Annotated in this window: 21 protein-coding genes; 1 reads left to right on the top strand and 20 read right to left on the bottom strand. The window is 70.6% G+C overall.

Annotated elements, in window-relative coordinates:
* Nucleotides 1–17: 17 nt before the first annotated feature.
* Genes VV01_RS02285 through VV01_RS02250 form a run of 8 tightly spaced genes read right to left on the bottom strand, consistent with a single transcriptional unit; the run spans nt 18 to nt 6873 of the window.
* Nucleotides 18–257: a DUF4229 domain-containing protein gene (locus VV01_RS02285; protein WP_071606263.1), complete on the bottom strand. Its 240-nt coding sequence runs from the start codon at nt 255–257 to the stop codon at nt 18–20.
* On the bottom strand, nt 257–1252 hold the full coding sequence (gene ccsB, locus VV01_RS02280; protein ID WP_050668471.1) for a c-type cytochrome biogenesis protein CcsB: 996 nt from the start codon (nt 1250–1252) through the stop codon (nt 257–259). The genes VV01_RS02285 and ccsB overlap by 1 nt, the downstream gene beginning before the upstream one ends.
* Nucleotides 1249–2934 carry a cytochrome c biogenesis protein ResB gene (resB, locus tag VV01_RS02275; protein WP_082220793.1) on the bottom strand — a complete coding sequence of 562 codons (1686 nt, stop codon included), beginning with the start codon at nt 2932–2934 and terminating at the stop codon, nt 1249–1251. Before resB ends, ccsB begins: the two co-directional genes overlap by 4 nt.
* Nucleotides 2931–3677 carry a cytochrome c biogenesis CcdA family protein gene (locus tag VV01_RS02270; protein ID WP_050668470.1) on the bottom strand — a complete coding sequence of 249 codons (747 nt, stop codon included), beginning with the start codon at nt 3675–3677 and terminating at the stop codon, nt 2931–2933. The genes resB and VV01_RS02270 overlap by 4 nt, the downstream gene beginning before the upstream one ends.
* Nucleotides 3678–3681: 4 nt before the next feature.
* A complete protein-coding gene (locus VV01_RS02265; RefSeq protein WP_050668469.1) occupies nt 3682–4275 on the bottom strand; it encodes a TlpA family protein disulfide reductase in 594 nt (197 codons plus the stop codon).
* A gap of 59 nt (nt 4276–4334) precedes the next feature.
* Complete coding sequence (locus VV01_RS02260; protein WP_050671667.1) at nt 4335–4994, bottom strand: histidine phosphatase family protein; 660 nt, start codon at nt 4992–4994, stop codon at nt 4335–4337.
* Between the two features lie 2 nt (nt 4995–4996).
* The gene (gene hemL / locus VV01_RS02255; protein ID WP_050668468.1) at nt 4997–6334 is read right to left on the bottom strand and encodes a glutamate-1-semialdehyde 2,1-aminomutase; all 1338 of its coding nucleotides are present in this window, start codon (nt 6332–6334) and stop codon (nt 4997–4999) included.
* Between the two features lie 47 nt (nt 6335–6381).
* Nucleotides 6382–6873: a MarR family winged helix-turn-helix transcriptional regulator gene (locus VV01_RS02250; protein WP_050668467.1), complete on the bottom strand. Its 492-nt coding sequence runs from the start codon at nt 6871–6873 to the stop codon at nt 6382–6384.
* A 104-nt stretch (nt 6874–6977) separates the two neighbouring features.
* On the opposite strand from VV01_RS02250, the gene VV01_RS02245 reads away from it, so the two are divergent.
* Nucleotides 6978–7508: a YceI family protein gene (locus VV01_RS02245; RefSeq protein WP_050671666.1), complete on the top strand. Its 531-nt coding sequence runs from the start codon at nt 6978–6980 to the stop codon at nt 7506–7508.
* 77 nt (nt 7509–7585) lie between these two features.
* Here the strand turns inward: VV01_RS02245 and VV01_RS23175 are convergent, their stop codons facing one another.
* The 12 genes from VV01_RS23175 to VV01_RS02190 all read right to left on the bottom strand — a co-directional run bounded on the left by VV01_RS23175 (nt 7586) and on the right by VV01_RS02190 (nt 19389).
* Entirely contained in the window at nt 7586–8617 is a 1032-nt protein-coding gene (locus VV01_RS23175) for a M15 family metallopeptidase (protein ID WP_050668466.1), read from the bottom strand.
* Between the two features lie 82 nt (nt 8618–8699).
* On the bottom strand, nt 8700–10277 hold the full coding sequence (locus tag VV01_RS02235; protein WP_050668465.1) for an alkaline phosphatase D family protein: 1578 nt from the start codon (nt 10275–10277) through the stop codon (nt 8700–8702).
* 125 nt (nt 10278–10402) lie between these two features.
* Nucleotides 10403–11425, bottom strand: coding sequence for a porphobilinogen synthase (gene hemB, locus VV01_RS02230; RefSeq protein ID WP_050668464.1), 1023 nt, complete (start codon nt 11423–11425; stop codon nt 10403–10405).
* On the bottom strand, nt 11422–13047 hold the full coding sequence (locus VV01_RS02225) for a bifunctional uroporphyrinogen-III C-methyltransferase/uroporphyrinogen-III synthase (protein ID WP_050671665.1): 1626 nt from the start codon (nt 13045–13047) through the stop codon (nt 11422–11424). Before VV01_RS02225 ends, hemB begins: the two co-directional genes overlap by 4 nt.
* Nucleotides 13048–13055: 8 nt before the next feature.
* Complete coding sequence (gene hemC / locus VV01_RS02220; RefSeq protein WP_231635133.1) at nt 13056–14057, bottom strand: hydroxymethylbilane synthase; 1002 nt, start codon at nt 14055–14057, stop codon at nt 13056–13058.
* The gene (locus tag VV01_RS02215; protein ID WP_050668463.1) at nt 14054–15343 is read right to left on the bottom strand and encodes a glutamyl-tRNA reductase; all 1290 of its coding nucleotides are present in this window, start codon (nt 15341–15343) and stop codon (nt 14054–14056) included. The genes hemC and VV01_RS02215 overlap by 4 nt, the downstream gene beginning before the upstream one ends.
* Complete coding sequence (locus VV01_RS02210) at nt 15340–16041, bottom strand: redox-sensing transcriptional repressor Rex (RefSeq protein ID WP_050668462.1); 702 nt, start codon at nt 16039–16041, stop codon at nt 15340–15342. Before VV01_RS02210 ends, VV01_RS02215 begins: the two co-directional genes overlap by 4 nt.
* Before the next feature lie 196 nt (nt 16042–16237).
* Nucleotides 16238–16507, bottom strand: a complete 270-nt coding sequence (locus VV01_RS02205; RefSeq protein WP_050668461.1) for a glutaredoxin family protein — start codon at nt 16505–16507, stop codon at nt 16238–16240.
* Nucleotides 16504–17754 (bottom strand): lysophospholipid acyltransferase family protein, encoded by a 1251-nt coding sequence (locus VV01_RS02200; RefSeq protein ID WP_050668460.1) that lies wholly within the window; start codon nt 17752–17754, stop codon nt 16504–16506. The genes VV01_RS02205 and VV01_RS02200 overlap by 4 nt, the downstream gene beginning before the upstream one ends.
* Nucleotides 17751–18755: an NAD-dependent epimerase/dehydratase family protein gene (locus VV01_RS02195; protein ID WP_050668459.1), complete on the bottom strand. Its 1005-nt coding sequence runs from the start codon at nt 18753–18755 to the stop codon at nt 17751–17753. Before VV01_RS02195 ends, VV01_RS02200 begins: the two co-directional genes overlap by 4 nt.
* Nucleotides 18756–18970: 215 nt before the next feature.
* Complete coding sequence (locus VV01_RS22135; RefSeq protein WP_003792170.1) at nt 18971–19069, bottom strand: 30S ribosomal protein bS22; 99 nt, start codon at nt 19067–19069, stop codon at nt 18971–18973.
* A 119-nt stretch (nt 19070–19188) separates the two neighbouring features.
* Nucleotides 19189–19389 (bottom strand): helix-turn-helix domain-containing protein, encoded by a 201-nt coding sequence (locus VV01_RS02190; protein WP_050668458.1) that lies wholly within the window; start codon nt 19387–19389, stop codon nt 19189–19191.
* Nucleotides 19390–19417: the final 28 nt, after the last annotated feature.

Raw genomic sequence — 19417 nt, 5'->3', positions numbered from 1 at the left:
GCCCACCGGGGCGAGGGTCACTCCTCGTCGTCGTCCTCGGCCGTGCGGTAGGCCTCGGCCTTGGCCTGACGCGCCTTGACCTTGGCGTCGATCTGGCTGGCGAACTGCTCACGCACGCCCTGCAGGGCGACCAGCGAGATGATCGCCGACACGATCGCCGAGATGGCGAGCAGCGCCCAGCTGCGCAGGCCGACGAGCCACAGGATCATCAGCGTCGCGAAGAAGATGAGCAGACGAAGCAGGGTGTAGCGGGCCATCACATTCCTGAGTACGAGTGCTGGCCGACGAAGAACACGTTGACCACGCAGTAGTTGACGATGATGCAGGCGAACCCGGCGAGCACGATGTACGACGCCCGGCGGCTGCTCCAGCCCGCGGTCACGCGAGCGTGGAGGTAGGCGGCGTAGACCACCCAGATGACGAAGGTCCACACCTCCTTGGGGTCCCAGGTCCAGTACGAGCCCCAGGCCTCCTGCGCCCAGATGGCGCCGGCGATCAGGGTGAAGGTCCACAGCGGGAACGCGATGATGTGCACGGCGTAGCTCTGCCGCTCGAGCCGCTCGGACGAGGGCAGGGCCTTCATGAACGCGAAGCGCTCGGTCTCGCCGGCCTCGACCCGCTCCTGGATCAGGTGCAGGACCGTCAGGCTGAACCCGATGGTGAACAGCGCGATCGACAGGGTCGCGACCGTGACGTGGATCGAGAGCCAGTAGCTCTTCAGCGACGGCATCAGCTGGGTGGCGTCGGTGTAGAACACCAGGGCCGCGAGCATCTCGACGAGCAGCACGGGCCCGACGATGAAGATGCCGAGCCAGCGCACGTCGCGGCGCAGCCCCCACAGCAGGTAGGCGACGATCGTGAACGCGCCGCCCACGATCGCGAACTCGTACATGTTGCCCAGCGGAGGGCGGTGCACGGCGGCACCGCGCATCGCGACACAGGCGATCAGCAGCAGCGCTCCGAGCCAGGACAACGACATGCCGATGCCGGCCCACTGACGCTTCTCGGGCTCGACCGGCGCGTCGTCCTCGGTGCGGGTGAGCACCGCGGTCGAGCCGCCGCCCTCGGCGGACTCCTGTGCGGCCGGCGTACGACGGGCGGCCTCGCGTGCGGCGCGCGCGGGAGACTGCGCGAGGTCGAGCCCGAAGGCCAGCATCGCCAGGGTCAGCACGACGGCCGAGGCGTAGAGGCTGTTGGTCGAGGCGTCGGCGAGCGCGGTGTTGGTCTCGCGAGTGAGCAGCTGGGTGATCATGCGGGTTTGCCTGTCCTTGTGGAGATGGCCTCGAGGATGTCCTCGAGCGCCGCGGCGAGTCGGGGGTCCTCGCCCTTGGCGAGGCCACCGACGGTGACCAGAGTACGTCGGTCGGTGCTGTCGGCGGTGGCCGTCGACGAGCCGCCCGAGTCGGCAGGAGCGACGCGGACGAACACGCGGCGTCGCCGCAGCGTGAGCGACATGACGAGGCCGAGCAGGCCGAGGAGCGCACCGGCCAGCGCGGGCATCTTGCCCGGGTCGGACCGGACCGAGAGGCCGGCCCAGCGCGGGACGTTCTGCTCGAGGGTGACCGAGCCCCGACCGCCCGGCAGCTGCACGGTCTTGCCGGGCTCGACGAGCAGTCGTGTCGGCTGGCCGTCGGTGTTCTTGAGCTGGGTCATCTTGGCGGTGTTGAGGGTGTAGACCGACTGCGGCCGGCCGTCCGGAAAGAGGTCGCCCTCGAACGCCGTGAGCACCAGGGCCGGACGACGCAGACCCGGGAACGTCGACACCGGGCCCTCCTCCTCGGTGAAGTCGAGGCTCGGGATGAAGAACCCGGCGAAGCCGAGCTGCTTCGGCGCGGCACCCGTGACCTTGACGGCCCCGACCGACTTGTAGGTGTTGTCCTGCGGGAGGAACGGCGTGGCCTTGCGGTAGACGACCTTGCCGGCCTTGTCACGCACGGTGATGACCGGCGCGTAGCCGTTGCCGAGCAGGTAGACCGAGGCGCCGCCCTGGGAGATCGGGTGGTTGACGGCGATCCGCTGCCGGGCGGTCTTGCCGTCCTCGTCGCCGGTGGTGACATCGGCGGTGAAGTCGCGCGGCTGGCCGAACTGCGGGCTGTCGGGCGGGACGCCGTCCTCGAACGACACGTGCAGCTTGTCGAGGTGCAGCGACCAGGGCGACATCTCGGAGACGTCGACCCACGGGCCGGGGTCGATGGTGTCGTACTGCGTGACGGTGCTCGCGAAGTCGCCGCCCTCGGGCACGATCACGTCACCGCGCCAGCCGAAGACGTGACCGGCCGCGACCGACACGATCACCAGCACCAGCGAGATGTGGAAGACCAGGTTGCCGGTCTCGCGCAGCGCGCCGACCTCACCGGAGACGGCGCCCTCCTGGTCGGTACGCAGCCGAAAACGCTTGCTGCGCAACACCTCTCGCGCTGTGTCGAGGACGTCCTCGGGCGCTGCGTCGAAGGTGCGCTGACCGTGGGCGGGCAGCCGGGTGAGATTGCGCGGGGCCTTCGGGGGCTGGGCGCGCATCGCCTGCCAGTGGATCTTGGTGCGCGGGATGATGCAGCCGAGCAGTGACACCACGAGCAGCAGGTAGATCGCTGCGAACCACGGCGAGGAGTAGACGTCGAAGAACCCGAAGCGGTCGAGCCAGGGCCCGATCGTCTCGTGCTTGGCGAGGTAGTCGGACACCCGCACCGCGTTGATGCCGCGCTGCGGCCAGATCGACCCGGGCACCGCCGCGATCGCCAGCAGCAGCAGGAGGAACAGCGCGGTGCGCATGCTCGTGAGCTGGCGCCAGAACCAGCGCAGGCCGCCGAGGAAGCCGAGCTGGGGCAGCGTCGCGCCGTCCTTGCCGGACGACGGTCGGGCACCGGACGCCGAGGCGCCCTCGCCGTCCTCGTCGGTGTCGGCGTAGGTGGACTTCAGGTCATCGGGTGGCGTCATAGAGCTGTCTCGAAGTCGGAGATGAGGTGGGTCTGGAGCCAGGCGGTGAAGTGCTCCCACAGGCCGGTGACCATCAGCACGCCGACGAGCAGCATCAGGACACCGCCGACGACCTGGATCGGCCGGTGATGATCGCGCAGCCACCGGGAGGCCTTCTCGGCACGGGTCCAGCCGGCGGCGATCAGGACGAACGGCAGGCCCATGCCGAGGGAGTAGATCGCTGCGAGCAGCACGCCGCGTCGGATGTCGCCGCTGTCATCGGACAGCGACGCCGACAGCGACACGATCGAGCCGAGGACCGGTCCGATGCACGGGCTCATGCCGAGCCCGAAGACCGCGCCGAGCACGGGCGCGCCGACCAGACCAGCGGCCGGCCGCCAGCGGATCGACAGGCCGCGCTGGCCGATGAAGCCGAGGTAGACGAGCGCGAGCAGGATCACGACGGCCCCACCGATGCGCATCAGCAGCTCGTGGTTGCCGCGCAGGAACCCAGCAGCCGACCCCGCGGCGTACGCGATCGACACGAACACGACGGTGAACCCGAGGACGAACAGCAGGGCGCCGGTGACCAGGCGCGTACGGCGCTTCTCGTCGGTGAGGCCGGTGACGTAGCCGAGGAAGCCGGGCACGAGCGGCAGCACGCACGGCGACGCGAACGACACGACGCCGGCAGCGAGCGCGAGCAGGACCGCCAGCGGCAGGCTGCCACTGGCGACCGTCTCGGCCGCGCCGGTGTGGATCATGCGATCAGGCCTGCTCGCCGAGGGTCTGGTCGACCAGGTTGCGCAGCGTGGTCGCGGTCGTCTCGCCCGAGATGCGCGCGGCGATGCGGCCCTGCTTGTCGATGACGAGGGTCGTCGGGGTGGTCACGACCTTGCCCTGCAGGCCGAGCAGCGTCTTGCCGCCGTCGTCCTTGAGCGAGGGGTAGGTCACCTTGAACTTCGCCAGCGTCGAGCTGGCGGAGTCGACCGAGTCGCGCTGCAGCAGCCCGACGAACTGCACGGGCTTCTTGGCCGAGGAGTACGACGACCAGGCGTCCTGCAGGTGCGGCAGCTCCTTCTGGCACGGCGGGCACCACGAGCCCCACACGTTGAGGACGACGACCTGGCCCTTGGCGGAGGCGAGGGTCCACGGCTTGCCCTGGAGCGTCGTACCGGAGACCTTGACCGGCTTCTTGCGGTCGCCGACGGCCAGCGACTCGATCTGGCCGTTGCCTGCGACATAGCCCTTGTTGTCGCCCTGCTTGGCCTGGCTGGAGATGGAGTTGGCGTCGTCACCGCACGCGGTGAGGGTGAGGCCGAGCGCGACGGCGGCGCCTGCGGCGGCGAGGCGGCGGCTCATCCGGGGTCCCCGCGGAGTAATCGGAGGAGCGGAGCGGTGGAGAAACTCCGTGGGGTGGTTCATGCGCCCACCACCTTCGAGGCCTGCGCGAGCAGCGGGGCGGCCGGCTCGGCGTACGACAGCGAGACGACGTCGTCGCCGACGAACGTGACCGAGGTGACCGACGCGAGCGAGCACTCGCGGCTGCGCGGGTCGTGCCACAGCCGAGCGCCTTCGTAGTGGCGACGGGCGGTCCAGACGGGCAGCTGGTGCGACACGATCACGGCCTCGTGACCGCGGGCGGCGTCGCGGGCGTCGGCGACGGCCGCGCTCATGCGCTCGGCGATCTCGGAGTACGGCTCACCCCACGACGGCTGCAGCGGGTCGCGCAGCTTGGTCCAGAAGCGCGGGTGCAGCAGCTGCTTGGGGTTGGAGCCGACCGTCAGTCCTTCGAAGTCGTTGCCGGCCTCGATGACGCGCTCGTCGAGCGTGACGTCCTGGCCCAGGGCCTCGGCGAGCGGCTGCATGGTCTCCTGCGCGCGCTCGAGCGGCGACGACACCAGGTGCGTGATGTCGCGCTCGCGCAGGTACGAGGCGGCCATGTCGGCCATCCGGCGACCCAGCTCGGACAGGTGGAAGTCGGGCATGCGGCCGTAGAGCAGCTTGTCGGGGTTGTGGACCTCGCCGTGCCGGACGAGGTGGACGACGGTGCGCTCGGTGGAGGGCGCGGGGTCGGGCATCGTCACAGTGTGCCTTCGCTTCCTGAAGCCGCCCTGGCAGCGGCGGGCAGCGCTGCCAGCACCGCCTCGACGGCCTCGTCGTCGTGCGACGCGCTGACGAACCAGGCCTCGAACGCGCTCGGCGGCAGGTGGACGCCCTGGTCGAGCATGCTGTTGAAGAAGCGGCCGAACGCCGCGGTGTCCTGGGCCTGCGCGTCGTCGTACGAGCGCACCTCGCCCTCGCGGAAGAACACGCTGAACATCGAGCCGGCCCACTGGATCGTGTGGGCGACACCGGCTGCGGACAGCGCGTCGTGCGCGGCGTCGGCGATGGTGTGGGCGACCTGGTCGAGGTGGCTGTAGACCTCGGGGGTGCACGCCTGCAGGGTGGCCAGGCCGGCGGCGGTCGCCACGGGATTACCGGACAACGTGCCCGCCTGGTAGACCGGGCCGTCGGGCGACAGCTGCGCCATCAGGTCGGCACGACCGCCGAACGCCGCGGCCGGGAAGCCGCCGCCCATCACCTTGCCGAACGTGAACAGGTCGGGCACGACGCCCTCGAGGCCGAACCAGCCGGCCGCCGAGCAGCGGAAGCCGGTCATGACCTCGTCGCTGATCAGCAGCGCACCGTGCTCGCGGGTGATGCGGCGCAGCGCCTGCGTGAACCCGGGAGCCGGCGGAACGACGCCCATGTTGCCGGGCGAGGCCTCGGTGATGACACACGCGATCTCGTCGCCGTGCTCGGCGAACGCGGCCTCGACCGCGGCGACGTCGTTGTACGGGAGCACGATCGTCTCTCCCGCGCTGGAGGCGGGTACGCCGGCCGAGTCGGGCAGCGCGAACGTCGCCAGTCCGCTGCCCGCGCTGGCGAGCAGGGCGTCGACGTGACCGTGGTAGCAGCCGGCGAACTTCACGACCTTGGATCGGCCGGTCGCGCCGCGGGCGAGGCGGAGCGCGCTCATCGTGGCCTCGGTGCCGGAGCTGACGAGGCGGACCTGCTCGACAGGCTCGATACGGCCGACGATCTCGGTGGCGAGAGCGACCTCGTTCTCACTGGGCGTGCCGAAGGAGAAGCCCTTGTCGGCAGCGGCCGTGACGGCGGCGAGGACGTCCGGGTGGCGGTGCCCGAGGATCATCGGACCCCACGAGCAGATCAGGTCGACGTAGCGGTTGCCGTCGACATCGGTGAGCCACGGGCCCTGCGCGGAGGCGATGAAGCGCGGCGTACCTCCGACGGCACGGAACGCTCGGACGGGAGAGTTGACGCCGCCCGGGGTCACCGTGCGGGCGTGCTCGATCAGCGCGTCGGAGCGCGCCGTGGAGGCCGAAGTACTACGAGAGGTAGTGGACGAGGACGCCATGCCTTCCATTGTCGCAAGGAGGGGCCCTCTGCGCAGAATCCGGGGTCCTAGAGCGCGCTCATCGGGATGCCCGGCTGCCCGGTGAGGCCTGCGCTGACACGCGCCATCGCCGACCCCAGAGCCAGGAACTCCTCGGGCGAGAGCACCGAGACCAGGTGCGCCCGGACGCCCTCGACGTGAACCCGGCTGGCCTTGTCGAGGGCGTTCCAGCCCTCGTCGGTGAGGACCAGCTCGACGCCGCGCCGGTCGTCCAGGACGGGCACCCGCTCGACCCAGCCGCGCGCCTCGAGACGCTTGGCCGTGTGGGTCATGCGGCTGCGCGACTGCACGACCATGTCCGCCAGGTGGCTCATCCGTAGCCGCCGACCAGGGGCCTCGGACACCATGGAGATGATCTCGTACTCGGCGAGGGAGAGCCCGTGCGCCTGCAGATCACGATCGAGCGCCACCTCCAGCTGTCGGCTGGCGCGCAGATAGGCGCGCCAGGCCCGTTGCTCGTCGGCGGTCAGCCACTCGGGATCGGAAGTCGGCGTACTCATCAAGGTTGAGCATACCGAGGCGGAATAACTCCCAACAGTTGAAAGTTCAACCACATGTCGCTACCGTGGGACTCACGGCGAACCAACCGAAGGAGCAGAACTTCATGAGCACGTTCAAGGACCTCACCCCCGGCGCCTACACCGTCGACGCGGCGCACAGTACGGTCGGCTTCGTGGCCCGCCACCTGATGGTGTCGAAGGTTCGCGGCAAGTTCAACGAGTTCGAGGGCGACGTCAGGATCGGCGACGACCTCGAGTCGTCGTCCGTCGTCGCGACCGTCCAGATGGCGTCCATCGACACCCAGCAGGAGCAGCGTGACGGCCACCTGCGCACCAACGACTTCTTCGACGTCCCGACCTACCCGACGATGACCTTCCGCTCGACCAAGGTCACCGAGGACGCGCTCGAGGGCGAGCTCACCATCAAGGACGTCACCAAGCCGGTGACCTTCGACCTGGAGTACGGCGGCTTCGTCAACGACCCCAACATGGGCGCCCGCGCCGGCTTCGAGGCCAGCACCGAGATCAACCGCAAGGACTTCAACGTGCAGTTCAACGCGGTCACCGAGGGCGGCGGCGCCGTCGTCAGCGACAAGATCAAGATCTTCCTGGAGATCGAGCTCGTCCAGGCCTGATCGCTCTCCCAGTACGCCGAACGGGCGGGACGTCGTCACGATGTCCCGCCCGTTTCGTGTGTCCGCTGCCCGCGGTCTTACGGGTTGGCGGCGAAGGCGTTGGGGCCGATGTAGTCGGGCGCTGCCGGCAGGCCGAGTGCCTCCTCGAGCGAGGTCTCGCCCGACTCCTTGAGGTAGGCGGTCATCCAGGTGCCGACGTAGCGCAGGTGCCACGGCTCGGGCGAGTAGCCCGTGATCACCGAGTTGACCGGGGTGTAGCGCACGAGGAAGCCGTACGCCGGGGCGTGGGCCGCGAGCCAGCGGCCCGACGGCGTACGACCGAAGCAGGCCTGCAGCGAGCACCGGTTGTCGATGGCCTTCGCGTCGAACGCCAGCCCGGTCTGGTGCTCGCTGTAGCCCGGGCGGGCGGAGTAGGAGTCGGCTGCAAGGGCGCCGTCGCGGCGGGCGTAGGAGGTGTAGAGCCCCTGCTGCCAGCCGTACGCGCGATAGCCGTTGGAGGCGTAGAAACCGGCCTTGTCCGCGGCCGCGGCCTTGATCATGGCCGCGAGCGGGGCGGCGGCTCGGCGGTCGATCTGAACGCGGGAGCCGACGACCAGCTCACGCGGTTTGTACGACGGGCCGGCCGGCGTCACCTTGTTGACGACGCGCCACTGGGAGGTGGCGAGCAACGCCGGCGCCGTGCTCGCGACCACCGGGCGTCGTGTCGTCGTACCGGGGAACGTCACGACGACGGGCCGCGTGCCGGACGGCTTGACGGTGACCGGGATGACCGCCTTGCCGCTGCGGGTCAGGTGGGCATCGGCGATCGGCGTGCCGTCGGCCGCCAGGAGCCGGACCACGTCGGTCGCGAGCTTCCAGCCAGCGGTGTCGACGGTGACCACGGCCTGGGTGGTGGAGACGGCAGCGGACCTGACGACCACCTGGGCCGTGGGTGCGGCGGTGGCGCCGAGCTGCGCGGCGGCGGCTCCGGCCACGAGCGGGGTGCCGGTGAGCACGGGCGCCGAGGGCCGGTCGGCGTGAGCGCTCGGGTGTGCCACGAGGGCGACGACCGAGGCGAACGCGCAGACGAGAACGCTCGCCCGTAGTCGACCCGCACGGGGGCTGCGCATGTCACTCCTCGATCGGCCGACGCGGCCGTTCCGCGTCGGTTCAACGGTAGCGGCAAGAGGTGCGCTGTCCTACTCGTGCAGGTCAGCTCTCGATCTGCGCGACACCAGGTCGACCGGCCTCGACATACGCCTTCGCGCGCGTCGTCACGGTCCCTCCCGGACGCGTGACCTGGTCGATCACCCGGTACTCCGTGACGAGCTCACGGTGGTCGAGGCGACACACCTGGTAGCCGCGCTGCTTGTTGTGGAACTTCATGTACGGGTTCTCATCCAGCCACACCTTGCCGAGGGCGTCCTGGTCGGATCCATTGCCGCCCGAGCTGATCGAGGTGCCGAGGAACTCGGCGCCGACGACCGCCGAGGCGTCGTCGCGGAAGTCCGCGAGCAGGTCACCCGCGACACTGCGATGCGCGTCGCCCGTGATGACGACGAAGTTGTCGACCTCGCGGTCGCGCAGCCCGGCGAACAGACGCTGCCGGGCACCGGCGTAGTTGGCCCACGTGTCAGTGCTGTACGACTCGCCCGGGCCCGCGGTGTGGTCGGAGTCGCTCATGTACACCTGGTTGCCCAGGACGTTCCAGCGGGCCTGTGACCGACCGAGGCTGTCGAGCAGCCACGCCTCCTGCTGCTCGCCGAGCATCTGCCGGTTCGGGTCCCACCGAGCGTCACACGGTTCGGCGCAGCCGAGGATCTGGTCGTCCCTGTAGCGACGGGTGTCCAGCACGTCCAGGTGCAGCAGGTCACCGTAGGTGAAGCTGCGGAACAGTCGCATCTCGGGCCCGCTCGGGCGCGAGGCCCGCCGCATCGGCATGTTCTCCCAGTACGCCTGGTACGCCGCCGCGCGCCGCTGCCGGAAGACCACCGGGTCCTGGTCGGGCTCGTTGTCAGGCTGGGAGATGTCGCCGGCCCAGTCGTTCTCGACCTCGTGGTCGTCCAGGATCGCGATCCACGGTGCATGGGCGTGCGCGAGCTGCAGATCGGGGTCGGTGCGGTACTGGGTATGGCGGATGCGGTAGTCGGCCAGGCTGAAGACCTCGTGCGTCGGCAGGTGCGACCGTCCGATCGCGCTCGCGCCGGCGCCCTCGTAGATGTAGTCGCCGAGGTGCACAATCAGGTCGAGGTCCTGGAGGGCTATGTCACCGAACGCGGTGAAGTAGCCCTCCGGGTAGTTCTGACAGCTCGCGAACGCGAAGGACAACGCGCCCACGGCGGCTCCGACCGCGGGCGCCGTGACTGCTCGCCCGACGGTCGAGATCTGGCCCGCGGCGCGGAAGCGGTACCAGTACTCCCGGCCCGGCTGCAGACCCTGCACGTCAACGTGTACCGAGTGGTTCCACTGCGGTGTCGCGACAGTCGTACCTCGCCGGGCGACCGATCGGAACGACGGGTCGGTCGCGACCTGCCACTGCACCGGCACCGAGTGCGGCGGCATGCCTGCAGCGCCGTCCGGCGCCAACGGCTCGGGTGCCAGACGGGTCCACAGGACGAAACCGTCCGGAAGCGGGTCACCCGAGGCCACCCCGAGCGAGAACAGGCCGCGCGGCACAGGCGCGCCCTGGGCCGGCGACGAGGCCGAGGTGAGCAGCGGTGCCGCGGCCGCAGCAGCGCCCAGGCCGAGGAGGCCGCGACGAGAGAGGTTCGGATCGTTCGGGCCGGACATGGGCACCCCAGGGTGGTCGTCGGAACGGTCGTCACCATCCAACGAGACCGAGGCTGCGGATGCGACAGGGCGCGGTTGACTTCACCGATCCTTCACGGAGCCGCCACCGAACGCTGACGAGAACGTCAGGCGCGCAGAGCCCGGGCGACCTCGACGGCGTAGTAGCTGAGGATGATCTGCGCACCGGCGCGACGGATCGAGGTCAGCGCCTCGTGGATCATCCGGTCGCGGTCGATCCAGCCCTTGGCCGCAGCCGCCTCGATCATCGCCATCTCACCCGAGATCTGGTAAGCCGCCACCGGCACGTCGGACTCGGCCGCCACCGCCGACACCACGTCGAGGTAGGGCAGGGCCGGCTTGACCATCACGATGTCGGCACCCTCGGCCAGGTCGAGACGCACCTCGCGCAGGGCCTCGACGGCGTTGCCGGGATCCTGCTGGTACGTCGACCGGTCGCCCTCGAGGCTCGACTCCACGGCGTCGCGGAACGGGCCGTAGAGCGCGGAGGTGTACTTCGCGGCGTACGCGAGCACGACCGTCTCGGTGTGACCGGCAGCGTCGAGGGCCTCGCGACACACGGCGACCTGGCCGTCCATCATCCCCGAGAGCCCGACCACGTGGGCGCCCGACTGCGCCTGCACGACGGCCATCTCGGCGTAGCGCAGCAGCGTCGCGTCGTTGTCGACGGTGCCGTCCTCGGCGAGCACACCGCAGTGCCCGTGCGAGGTGAACTCATCCAGGCACAGGTCGGCCATGAGGACGGTCGAGTCGCCGAGCGCATCACGCAGACGACGCAGCGCGACATTGAGGATGCCCTCGGGATCCGTTGCGCCAGAACCGATCTCGTCCTTGTCGGTGGGCACTCCGAAGAGCATGAGCCCACCGACGCCGGCCTCGACGGCCTCCTTCGCCGCGACCTCGAGGGAGTCGAGGGTGTGCTGCATGACACCGGGCATCGAGGGGATCTCGACCGGCTCGTCGATGCCTTCCTTGACGAACATCGGCAGCACCAGCTCGGCCGGGTGCAGCCTCGTCTCGCCGACCAGTCGCCGCAGCGCGGGCGACTGGCGCAGACGACGCGGACGCTGCGGCAGGCTCAGGGACGGCGTCGCCTCACGGCGACGTCGCGAACGACCGTCCTCGGTCATGCCTTGGCCTTCCGCCGCGACCCTGCCTTCTTCTTCTCGCTCGGACGACGCACCGGCTCACCGGCCTCGGACGCCTCGAGCATGAGCCCGCGACCGAAGTCGGCCAGCGCGTCGACGAGCGCCTCGGCGGACGCCTCAGCGGCCAGGACGTCGACCCGCAGGCCGTGCTCCTCAGCCGTCTTGGCGGTGGCCGGCCCGATGCAGGCGACGACGGTCGAGGCGTGCGGCTTGCCGGCGATGCCGACCAGGTTGCGTACGGTCGAGGACGAGGTGAAGCAGACGGCGTCGAACTTGCCGGTCTTGATCGCCTCACGCACCTCGGGCGCCGGCGGAGCAGCGCGCACGGTGCGGTAGGCCGTGACGTCGTCGACCTCCCAGCCGATCTCCTGCAGACCGGCCACCAGGGTGTCGGTCGCGATGTCGGCGCGAGGCAGGAAGACCCGGTTGATCGGGTCGACCAGCTCATCGAAGTCGGGCCAGTCCTCGAGCAGGCCGCGGGCGGACTGCTCGCCGCTCGGCACCAGGTCGGGCTCCAGGCCCCAGTCGCGCAGCGCGTCAGCGGTGACCCCGCCGACGGCGGCGATCTTGAGGCCGGCGAACGCCCGGACGTCGAGGCCGTACTCGACGAACTTCTCGCGGACCGCACGCACGGCGTTCTGCGAGGTGAAGCCGATCCACTCGTAGCGGCCCGTGACCAGGCCCTTGACCGCGCGCTCCATCTGCTGCGGCGTGCGCGGCGGCTCGACGCTGATCGTCGGGACGATGTCGCTGGACGCGCCATACGAGCCCAGGCGCTTGGTCATCGAACCCGCCTGGTCCTTGGTGCGCGGCACCAGGATGTTCCAGCCGTACAGCGGCTTGGTCTCCCACCACGAGAGCTGCTCGCGCAGGTCGACCGAGGAGCCGACGACGGCCAGGGTCGGGAAGGGTACGCCGCCGCGCTTGAGGAGCGCCTCGACCTCACCGAGCGTGGTCGTGCGGGTGGACTGCTGGATCGTGGTGCCCTGCGCGGTGAGCGCCACCGGCGTCTGGGGGTCACGACCGGCGTCGAGCAGGTTGGCCAGGGCGGGCGCGAGCGTGTCGGGCGCACCGAGCACGACGACCGTGACGTCCTTGTCGACCGACCGGCTCCAGTCGACCTTGGTCTCGCGTGCGGGGACGACGTGCACGGCACGCGACGACGACGTCGTGAGCGGCACACCGGCGTACGCCGGCACCGCGCCGACGGCGCTGACGCCGGGCACGATCTCGAACGGCACACCGGCCTTGTGGCAGGCGAGCGCCTCCTCGGCGAGCCCGTTGAACGTGGCCGGGTCGCCGTCCATCAGGCGTACGACGAGGTGGTCGCCCTCGCCGCCGGCGTTCTTGGCTGCGCGGACCACGAGCTTGGCGCGAGAGGCGGTCGTGAGGGCCTGACCCGTCTCGCCGTGGCCGGCGTCGACGATCTCGACGTCCTCACCGATCAGGCCGGTGAGGAACGCCTCACGCGCGACCTGGTCGATGACCACCGCGTCGGCGGCAGCCAGCAGCTCGACCGCGCGCAGGGTCAGCAGGCCCGGGTCGCCGGGGCCGGCGCCGACGAACGCGACACGAGCCGGGGCCTTGGACTTGGCGGACTTCATCGTGGTGCTCACTTCTCACGCTCCGTGGCGTTGGGTACTTCTGTGCGGCGTTCGGGGGACGGTTGGCTGGGACCTGCAGGTTTTCGGACGGCATCGGCAGCGCCGTCCTCGAGCAGGACGGCCGCCAGCCCGCGGCCCACCTGCTCGGGGGTGTCGTACGGGCCGACCCACGACCGGCGCAGCTCGAGCGAGCCGTCGAGCGTGCCGACGAAGGCGCGCAGCGAGATGACGAGCCGGCCGTCCTCCTCCTCGGCGACCTCGGCGAGCGCTCCGACCGGAGCGGAGCAGCCGGCCTCCAAGGTCTGCAGGAGGGCTCGCTCGGCGGTGGTGGCCGCGCGGGTGTCGGCGTCGTCGATCGCGCGCAGCGCCTCGACCAGCGCGGTGTCGCTCTCACGGCACTCGATGGCCAGCGCGCCCTGCCCGGGCGCCGGCAGCATCTGCAGCGGGTCGATGACCTCGGTGGCTCGGTCGAGCAGGCCCAGCCGGGCGAGCCCGGCGCGCGCCAGGACGACGGCGTCGCACTCGCCGGAGTCGATCCGGGCCATGCGGGTGCCGACGTTGCCGCGGATGCCGCGGACCTCGACGCCGAGGCCGAGCGCGTTGATCTGAGCGGCTCGACGCGTCGAGCCGGTGCCGATCACGCCGCCGGCCGGGATCTCACCGAGCGTGAGGCCGTCACGGGCGACGAGCACGTCACGCGGGTCCTCGCGCACCGGGATCGCGGCGATGACCAGGCCGGGCTCGGGTGCGACCGGCAGGTCCTTGAGCGAGTGCACCGCGATGTCGACCTCGTCGCGCAGCAGCGCCTGCCGGATCGCAGCGGCGAACACCCCTGTGCCGCCGATGGTGGTCATCGGCGCGAGGTTGGTGTCGCCCTCGGTGACGATCTCGACGAGCTCGACCTGGTGGCCGAGCTCGCGCAGCCGGTCAGCCACCCAGGTCGACTGGGTGGTGGCGAGCTCGCTGCGTCGGGTGCCGAGGCGCAGCGTGGTGGGCAGGGTCGTCGTCACGACAGTCCTTCCGGAGTCGGTGGCGTCGCGACCGTCGCGGCGTCGCGGGGGTCGAGGTCGAACAGCTCGCGCAGGGCGGCGGTGTAGTCGTGCCCCTCCCCCGCGAGCTGCTTCACACGCACGGTCGGTGTGTGCAGGAGCTTTTCGACGACCCGGTGCACGGTGAGCTGCAGCTGCGCCTGGTCGCCCTCGGACAGCTCGGGCAGCCGCTGCTGGAGCCGGCTCAGCTCGGCCGCCACGACATCGGCGGCCCGTGACCGCAGCAGCGCGACGGTCGGCGCGACCGACGCCGCACGGCGAGCCACGAGGTAGTCGGCGACCTCACCGGTCACGAGGTCCTGCACGGCGCGGACCTGCTGCTCGGCCGAGCCCTCGACACCGGTGCCGAGGTCGCCGAGCGACAGCACGCGTACGCCGACCCGCTCACCGATCTCGGGGGCGACGTCGCGCGGCAGCGCCAGGTCGATGAACGCCTGACGGTGCTGAGCGCGAGCGTCGGGGAGGTGGTCGAGCTCGATGACGTGCCCGACCGAACCGGTGCAGGAGATGACCAGGTCGGCCTCACCCAGAGCCGGCGACAGCGCGTCCCACGGCAGAGCGCGTCCGCCGGTGGCGTCGGCGAGTCGGCGCGCGGTCTCGAAGGTGCGGTTGATGACTGTGAGCTCAGCGGCGCCCGTACGCGAGATCGTATGTGCCGCAAGGCTGCTCATCGCTCCGGCGCCCACGACCAGCACGCGCTGCTGACCCAGTGGACCGACGTGCTCCTCGGCCAGGCGGACACCGCGTTCGACCAGCGAGCGGCTCACCGTGTCGATGTCGGTCTCGGAGTGGGCCCGCTTGCCGACCCGCAGCGCCTGCTGCACCAGACCGTCGAGGATCGAGCCGATCCGGCCCGACTCGCGCCCGGTGTGCAGTGACTCGCGCAGCTGCCCGAGGATCTGCGCCTCGCCGACGGCCATCGAGTCGAGCCCCGCCGACACCTGGAACAGGTGGGCGACGGCGCGGTCGTCGTAGTGGACGTAGAGGTGGTCGCGCAGCTCGCGCAGCGGCAGACCGGTGGCGTCGGCGAGGCTCTCACCGATCTCGGTGACGGCACCGTGGAAGGTGTGCGCCTCGGCGTAGACCTCGATGCGGTTGCACGTGTCGAGCAGCAGCGCCTCACCGACGTGCTCACCGCTGTCGAGGCTGCTCAGCAGCGACTCACGCGCGTCGCCGTCGAGGGCGACCTGCTCGAGGGTGTCGATCGAGGCGGTCTTGTGGGACAGCCCGATGACGATGATGCTCACGACGTCGCCTCCTTCGGCTCCTCCACGACCGGTGCGAGATCGGCGATGCCGTCGATCTCCTCACGCGTGTGCTGCTCGTGGAAGGCCAGGATCTGCAGCTCGGTCGCCAGGTCGACCTTGCGGACCTCGACACCGTCGGGGACGTTCAGGACGCACGGGGCGAAGTTGAGGATGGAATGGACGCCCATGTCGACCAGCCGGTCGGCGACCGCCTGGGCGGCGGTGGGCGGTGTGGCAATGACACCGATGACGCCCTGCGGCGGCTCGGATGCCAGGTCGTCGAAGCTGATGACGGTCAGCCCGGCGATGGTGCGGCCGATGATCGCGGGGTCCTCGTCGACCAACCACGCGACCCGGAAGCCGCGCGTCGCGAAACCGGAGTAGGCGGCGAGCGCGTGCCCGAGGTTTCCCATGCCGACGATCGCGACGGCCCAGTCGTGCTGGAGCCCGAGCTCGCGAGCGATCTCCTCGCGCAGGCGTACGACGTCGTAACCGACACCGCGCACACCGTAAGAACCCAGGTAGGACAGGTCCTTGCGGAGCTTGGCCGAACGCACGCCCGCGGCTTCGGCGAGCTCTTCGGAGGAGACGGTGTCGACGCCCGTCGCGGCGAGGGCTCCGAGTGCACGCAGATACACCGGCAGCCGCGCAACTGTCGCGCCAGGGATCCCCCGGCGTGCGGCTGGGGCGTCTGTCACGAGCGCCTTCGCTCCTCTCTTGCGGGCAGGCGTATACCAAACGCCGCCACCAGAGGTGTAGGGACCCCCTCACCCTAGGCGCTTGTGAAGGCAGGCACAAAGTCGCGTGAGACCGCCGAACGTGCTAGTGGAGGCGTGTGCTAGGCCAACAGCGGTGCGGGCCGCGACATTCCGCGACGGACGGGCCCCGGAGGCGTCAGCGCAACGCCTTGCGCAGCCGCCGCTCGTCCACAGTGAAGTAGTCGTGACGGCGCCCGTCGACCAGCGTGACCGGGATCTCCTCGGCATAGCGGTCGCGCAGCTCGGCGTCGTTCAGGACCGACTGCTCGTGCCACTCCACGCCGAGCTCGTCGCACACGCGGGCGATCACCGCGCGGGCGTCGTCGCACAGGTGGCACCCCGGCTTGCCGATCAGGGTGACGGTGTGCGGCGTACGCCGGCCGAAGGGCTTCACGCGGGCCGTCACCAGAAGACGGAGCGACGCTGCAGCAGCAGGGAGTACAAGGTCTGCTGGATGGTCTCGCGCACCTGATCGGTGAGGTCGAACACCAGCATCGGGTCGTCGGCGGCCTCCGGACCGAGCGTCGCGGTGTCGACCGGCGCCCCGAACTCGATGATCCACTTCGACGGCAGGGGCACCAGGCCGAGCGGGCCCAGCCACGGGAACGTCGCCGTCACCGGGAAGTAGGGGAAGCCGAGCACGCGGGCCAGGCTCTTGACGTTGCCGAGCATCGGGTAGATCTCCTCGGCGCCGATGATCGAGCACGGGATGATCGGAGCGCCTGTCCGCAGCGCCGCCGTCACGAACCCGCCGCGACCGAACCGCTGCAACCGGTAGCGCTCGCCGAACCCCTTGCCGACGCCCTTGAACCCCTCGGGGAAGACCGCGGTGAGCTCGCCGTTGGACAGCAGCCGCTCGGCGTCGGGGTTGGCGGCCAGGGTCGTGCCGGCCTTGCGGGCGAGCTCGCCGACGAACGGCGACTGGAACACCAGGTCGGCGCCGAGCATCCGCACGTGGCGGCGCTCGGGGTGCTGGTCGTGCAGCGCCACCTGCAGCATCAGCCCGTCGACCGGGATGGTGCCCGAGTGGTTGGCGACCACCAGCGCGGACCCGTCGGCAGGGATGTTGTCGATGCCACGCACCTCGACCCGGAACCACCGCTGGTAGATCGGGCGGAGCAGCGGCAGCCAGACCTCCTCGGTGAACTCGGGGTCGAAGCCGAACTCGTCGACGTCGTAGTCGCCGGTCACCCGGTGCCGCAGGAAGGTCAGCGCGCGGGCGACCCGGCGCTCGAGGTCGTCGCCCTCGAGGCCGGCGGCCGAGCCCGCGGACCGCAGCGCGGTGACGGCGACCGAGACCAGCCGCTCGACAGCAGCCACGGGCAGGCCGGCGCTCTCGCGCGGCGCGGCCTGCGCCACAGGGGCGGGCGCCTCGTCGATCTCGGAGATGTCGGGCACCGCGCGCAGGGGGCGGTCGGAGGACGCGCGACGTCGGGAGTACGCCGGGTGGTCGGTCTTGCCCGGCGCGGCCGCGTCGCGAATCTGCTTGCGAGCCGGGCGTTTACGAGCCTTGGCAGCTGCCGCGACCTCGGCCGGCTTGGTCGTGGGTCGGGGACCCGACGTCGTACGGCGCGCAGCCTTGGGGGCCTTCTTGGCCGACCCGGTGGGCTCGTCGTGGCCGCGCTCGCGGTCGTCGTCAGCGCGCTTGGTCATGACTCCCCTCCGATCATCGAGGCCAGCACGGCACCCGGCGACGGCGGGAACCGGTGCTGGTCGCCGAACACGTCCAGGATCGCCCCGCGGGTGGTGTGCGTCGGCTCGAACCCCAGCAGCTCGCGCATCCGGGTGGTGTCGACACCGCGGCCGAAGCACAGCCAGGCCATCTGGTCGGCGTCGAACGTGCCGAGCCGGCCGTGGTTGCCCACGATCGCGACCATGCTCGCCGTGCCCGGCAGCACGGGCACGATCGGCCGCCGCAGCAGACGTGCGGCCTGCTTGACCGTGACCATGCCGTCGCCGGCGATGTTGATGATGCCGGTGGCCTCACTGGTCACCGCCATGACCGCTGCGCGCACGGCGTCGTCGAGGTGCAGCACCTGCACCCGGCCGTCGAAGCCGACCGGCACGGGGATGGCGCGCATGCTGAGGTAGTCGGTGAGCGGGGTCCGCAGGCCGGGACCGACGACGTTGGCCATCCGGAGCAGGTTGACGGCGACGTCGGGTCGGCGACGGGCGAAGCCGCGCACATAGGTCTCGACCTCGAGGGAGTCCTTGGCGAACCCGACCGTCGGCACCTTGCGGGCCGTCATGTCCTCGGAGAACATCGCCGGGTCGCGCGGCGAGGCGCCGTAGACCGCGCTGGAGGACTTGACGACGAGCCGTTGCAGTGACTCGGCCTTCTGACAGGCCGCGAGCAGCTGCATGGTGCCGATGACGTTGATCTCCTTCTGGGAGACGCGCCCGCCGACGTGCCGCGGCGTCGTGATCACGCCCAGGTGCACGACCGTGTCGACCTGCTCCTGACGGATGATCTTGCCGATGATCGGGTTGCGGATATCGGCGCGGACGAACTGCGCGTCGCCGAGCGAGCTCGTCGGCGGGACGGCGTCGACCGCGATGACCCGGTCGACCGCGCCGCTGAGGCTGAGGTCACGCGCGGTGCGACCGCCGACCAGGCGCGAGACACCGGTGACCAGCACGACCTTGGCGGTCATCCCTGCACCTCCTCGCGTCCCGACTGTGCCCGACGACGATCCTAGGGTGCTCAGCCCGTCGACTCACGGCTCGTCCACCAGCCGACCGGTCCGGTGCGCTGTGACCCCACCCACACCCGGCCGCGGGTACGACGAAGGCCCCTGGGCCGGCGTACGGCACTCCAGGGGCCTTCACGTGAGCAGGACGGTGCTCGATCAGCCCGACCCGCGAGCGCTCACTTCTTGTTGCGGCGCTGGTGACGCGTCTTGCGCAGCAGCTTGCGGTGCTTCTTCTTCGCCATGCGCTTGCGACGCTTCTTGATGACGGAACCCATGCGTCACGTCCTTTGATGCTCGAGAGTGGTCAGTGGTGCGATGGCGTCGCGCCACTGCACGCACAGCCAATCCGGGTCAGCGTAGCGTCCGGGCCGCCCGTCACCCAAACCGAGCAGGCTCAGGCGGTCTCGATGAAGGACGTCTGCAGGTAGTCGTGGACAGCCTTCTCGGGCACGCGGAACGACCGTCCGACGCGCACAGCCGGCAGGTCGCCGTTGTGCACGAGCCGGTAGACCGTCATCTTCGAGACCCGCATCAGCGACGCAACCTCGGCAACCGTCATGAACTGCACCTCGCCGACCTGGCGCTCGTCTGCCATGGAAGCCCCGACCTCTCCGCTGCTCGCG

It is taken from the genome of Luteipulveratus halotolerans (genome assembly GCF_001247745.1).
GTDB lineage: Bacteria > Actinomycetota > Actinomycetes > Actinomycetales > Dermatophilaceae > Luteipulveratus > Luteipulveratus halotolerans.
Note: the sequence above shows the minus strand (reverse complement) of the source record. Positions and strands in the feature narration are given on the sequence as shown.

Bases quoted from the DNA above. Each gene is read 5' to 3' on its own strand.
- VV01_RS02285 (WP_071606263.1), bottom strand. From the start codon at position 257: ATGGCCCGCTACACCCTGCTTCGTCTGCTCATCTTCTTCGCGACGCTG.
- ccsB (WP_050668471.1), bottom strand. From the start codon at position 1,252: ATGATCACCCAGCTGCTCACTCGCGAGACCAACACCGCGCTCGCCGAC.
- resB (WP_082220793.1), bottom strand. From the start codon at position 2,934: ATGACGCCACCCGATGACCTGAAGTCCACCTACGCCGACACCGACGAG.
- VV01_RS02270 (WP_050668470.1), bottom strand. From the start codon at position 3,677: ATGATCCACACCGGCGCGGCCGAGACGGTCGCCAGTGGCAGCCTGCCG.
- VV01_RS02265 (WP_050668469.1), bottom strand. From the start codon at position 4,275: ATGAGCCGCCGCCTCGCCGCCGCAGGCGCCGCCGTCGCGCTCGGCCTC.
- VV01_RS02260 (WP_050671667.1), bottom strand. From the start codon at position 4,994: ATGCCCGACCCCGCGCCCTCCACCGAGCGCACCGTCGTCCACCTCGTC.
- hemL (WP_050668468.1), bottom strand. From the start codon at position 6,334: ATGGCGTCCTCGTCCACTACCTCTCGTAGTACTTCGGCCTCCACGGCG.
- VV01_RS02250 (WP_050668467.1), bottom strand. From the start codon at position 6,873: ATGAGTACGCCGACTTCCGATCCCGAGTGGCTGACCGCCGACGAGCAA.
- VV01_RS02245 (WP_050671666.1), top strand. From the start codon at position 6,978: ATGAGCACGTTCAAGGACCTCACCCCCGGCGCCTACACCGTCGACGCG.
- VV01_RS23175 (WP_050668466.1), bottom strand. From the start codon at position 8,617: ATGCGCAGCCCCCGTGCGGGTCGACTACGGGCGAGCGTTCTCGTCTGC.
- VV01_RS02235 (WP_050668465.1), bottom strand. From the start codon at position 10,277: ATGTCCGGCCCGAACGATCCGAACCTCTCTCGTCGCGGCCTCCTCGGC.
- hemB (WP_050668464.1), bottom strand. From the start codon at position 11,425: ATGACCGAGGACGGTCGTTCGCGACGTCGCCGTGAGGCGACGCCGTCC.
- VV01_RS02225 (WP_050671665.1), bottom strand. From the start codon at position 13,047: ATGAAGTCCGCCAAGTCCAAGGCCCCGGCTCGTGTCGCGTTCGTCGGC.
- VV01_RS02200 (WP_050668460.1), bottom strand. From the start codon at position 17,754: ATGACCAAGCGCGCTGACGACGACCGCGAGCGCGGCCACGACGAGCCC.
- VV01_RS02195 (WP_050668459.1), bottom strand. From the start codon at position 18,755: ATGACCGCCAAGGTCGTGCTGGTCACCGGTGTCTCGCGCCTGGTCGGC.
- VV01_RS22135 (WP_003792170.1), bottom strand. From the start codon at position 19,069: ATGGGTTCCGTCATCAAGAAGCGTCGCAAGCGCATGGCGAAGAAGAAG.
- VV01_RS02190 (WP_050668458.1), bottom strand. From the start codon at position 19,389: ATGGCAGACGAGCGCCAGGTCGGCGAGGTGCAGTTCATGACGGTTGCC.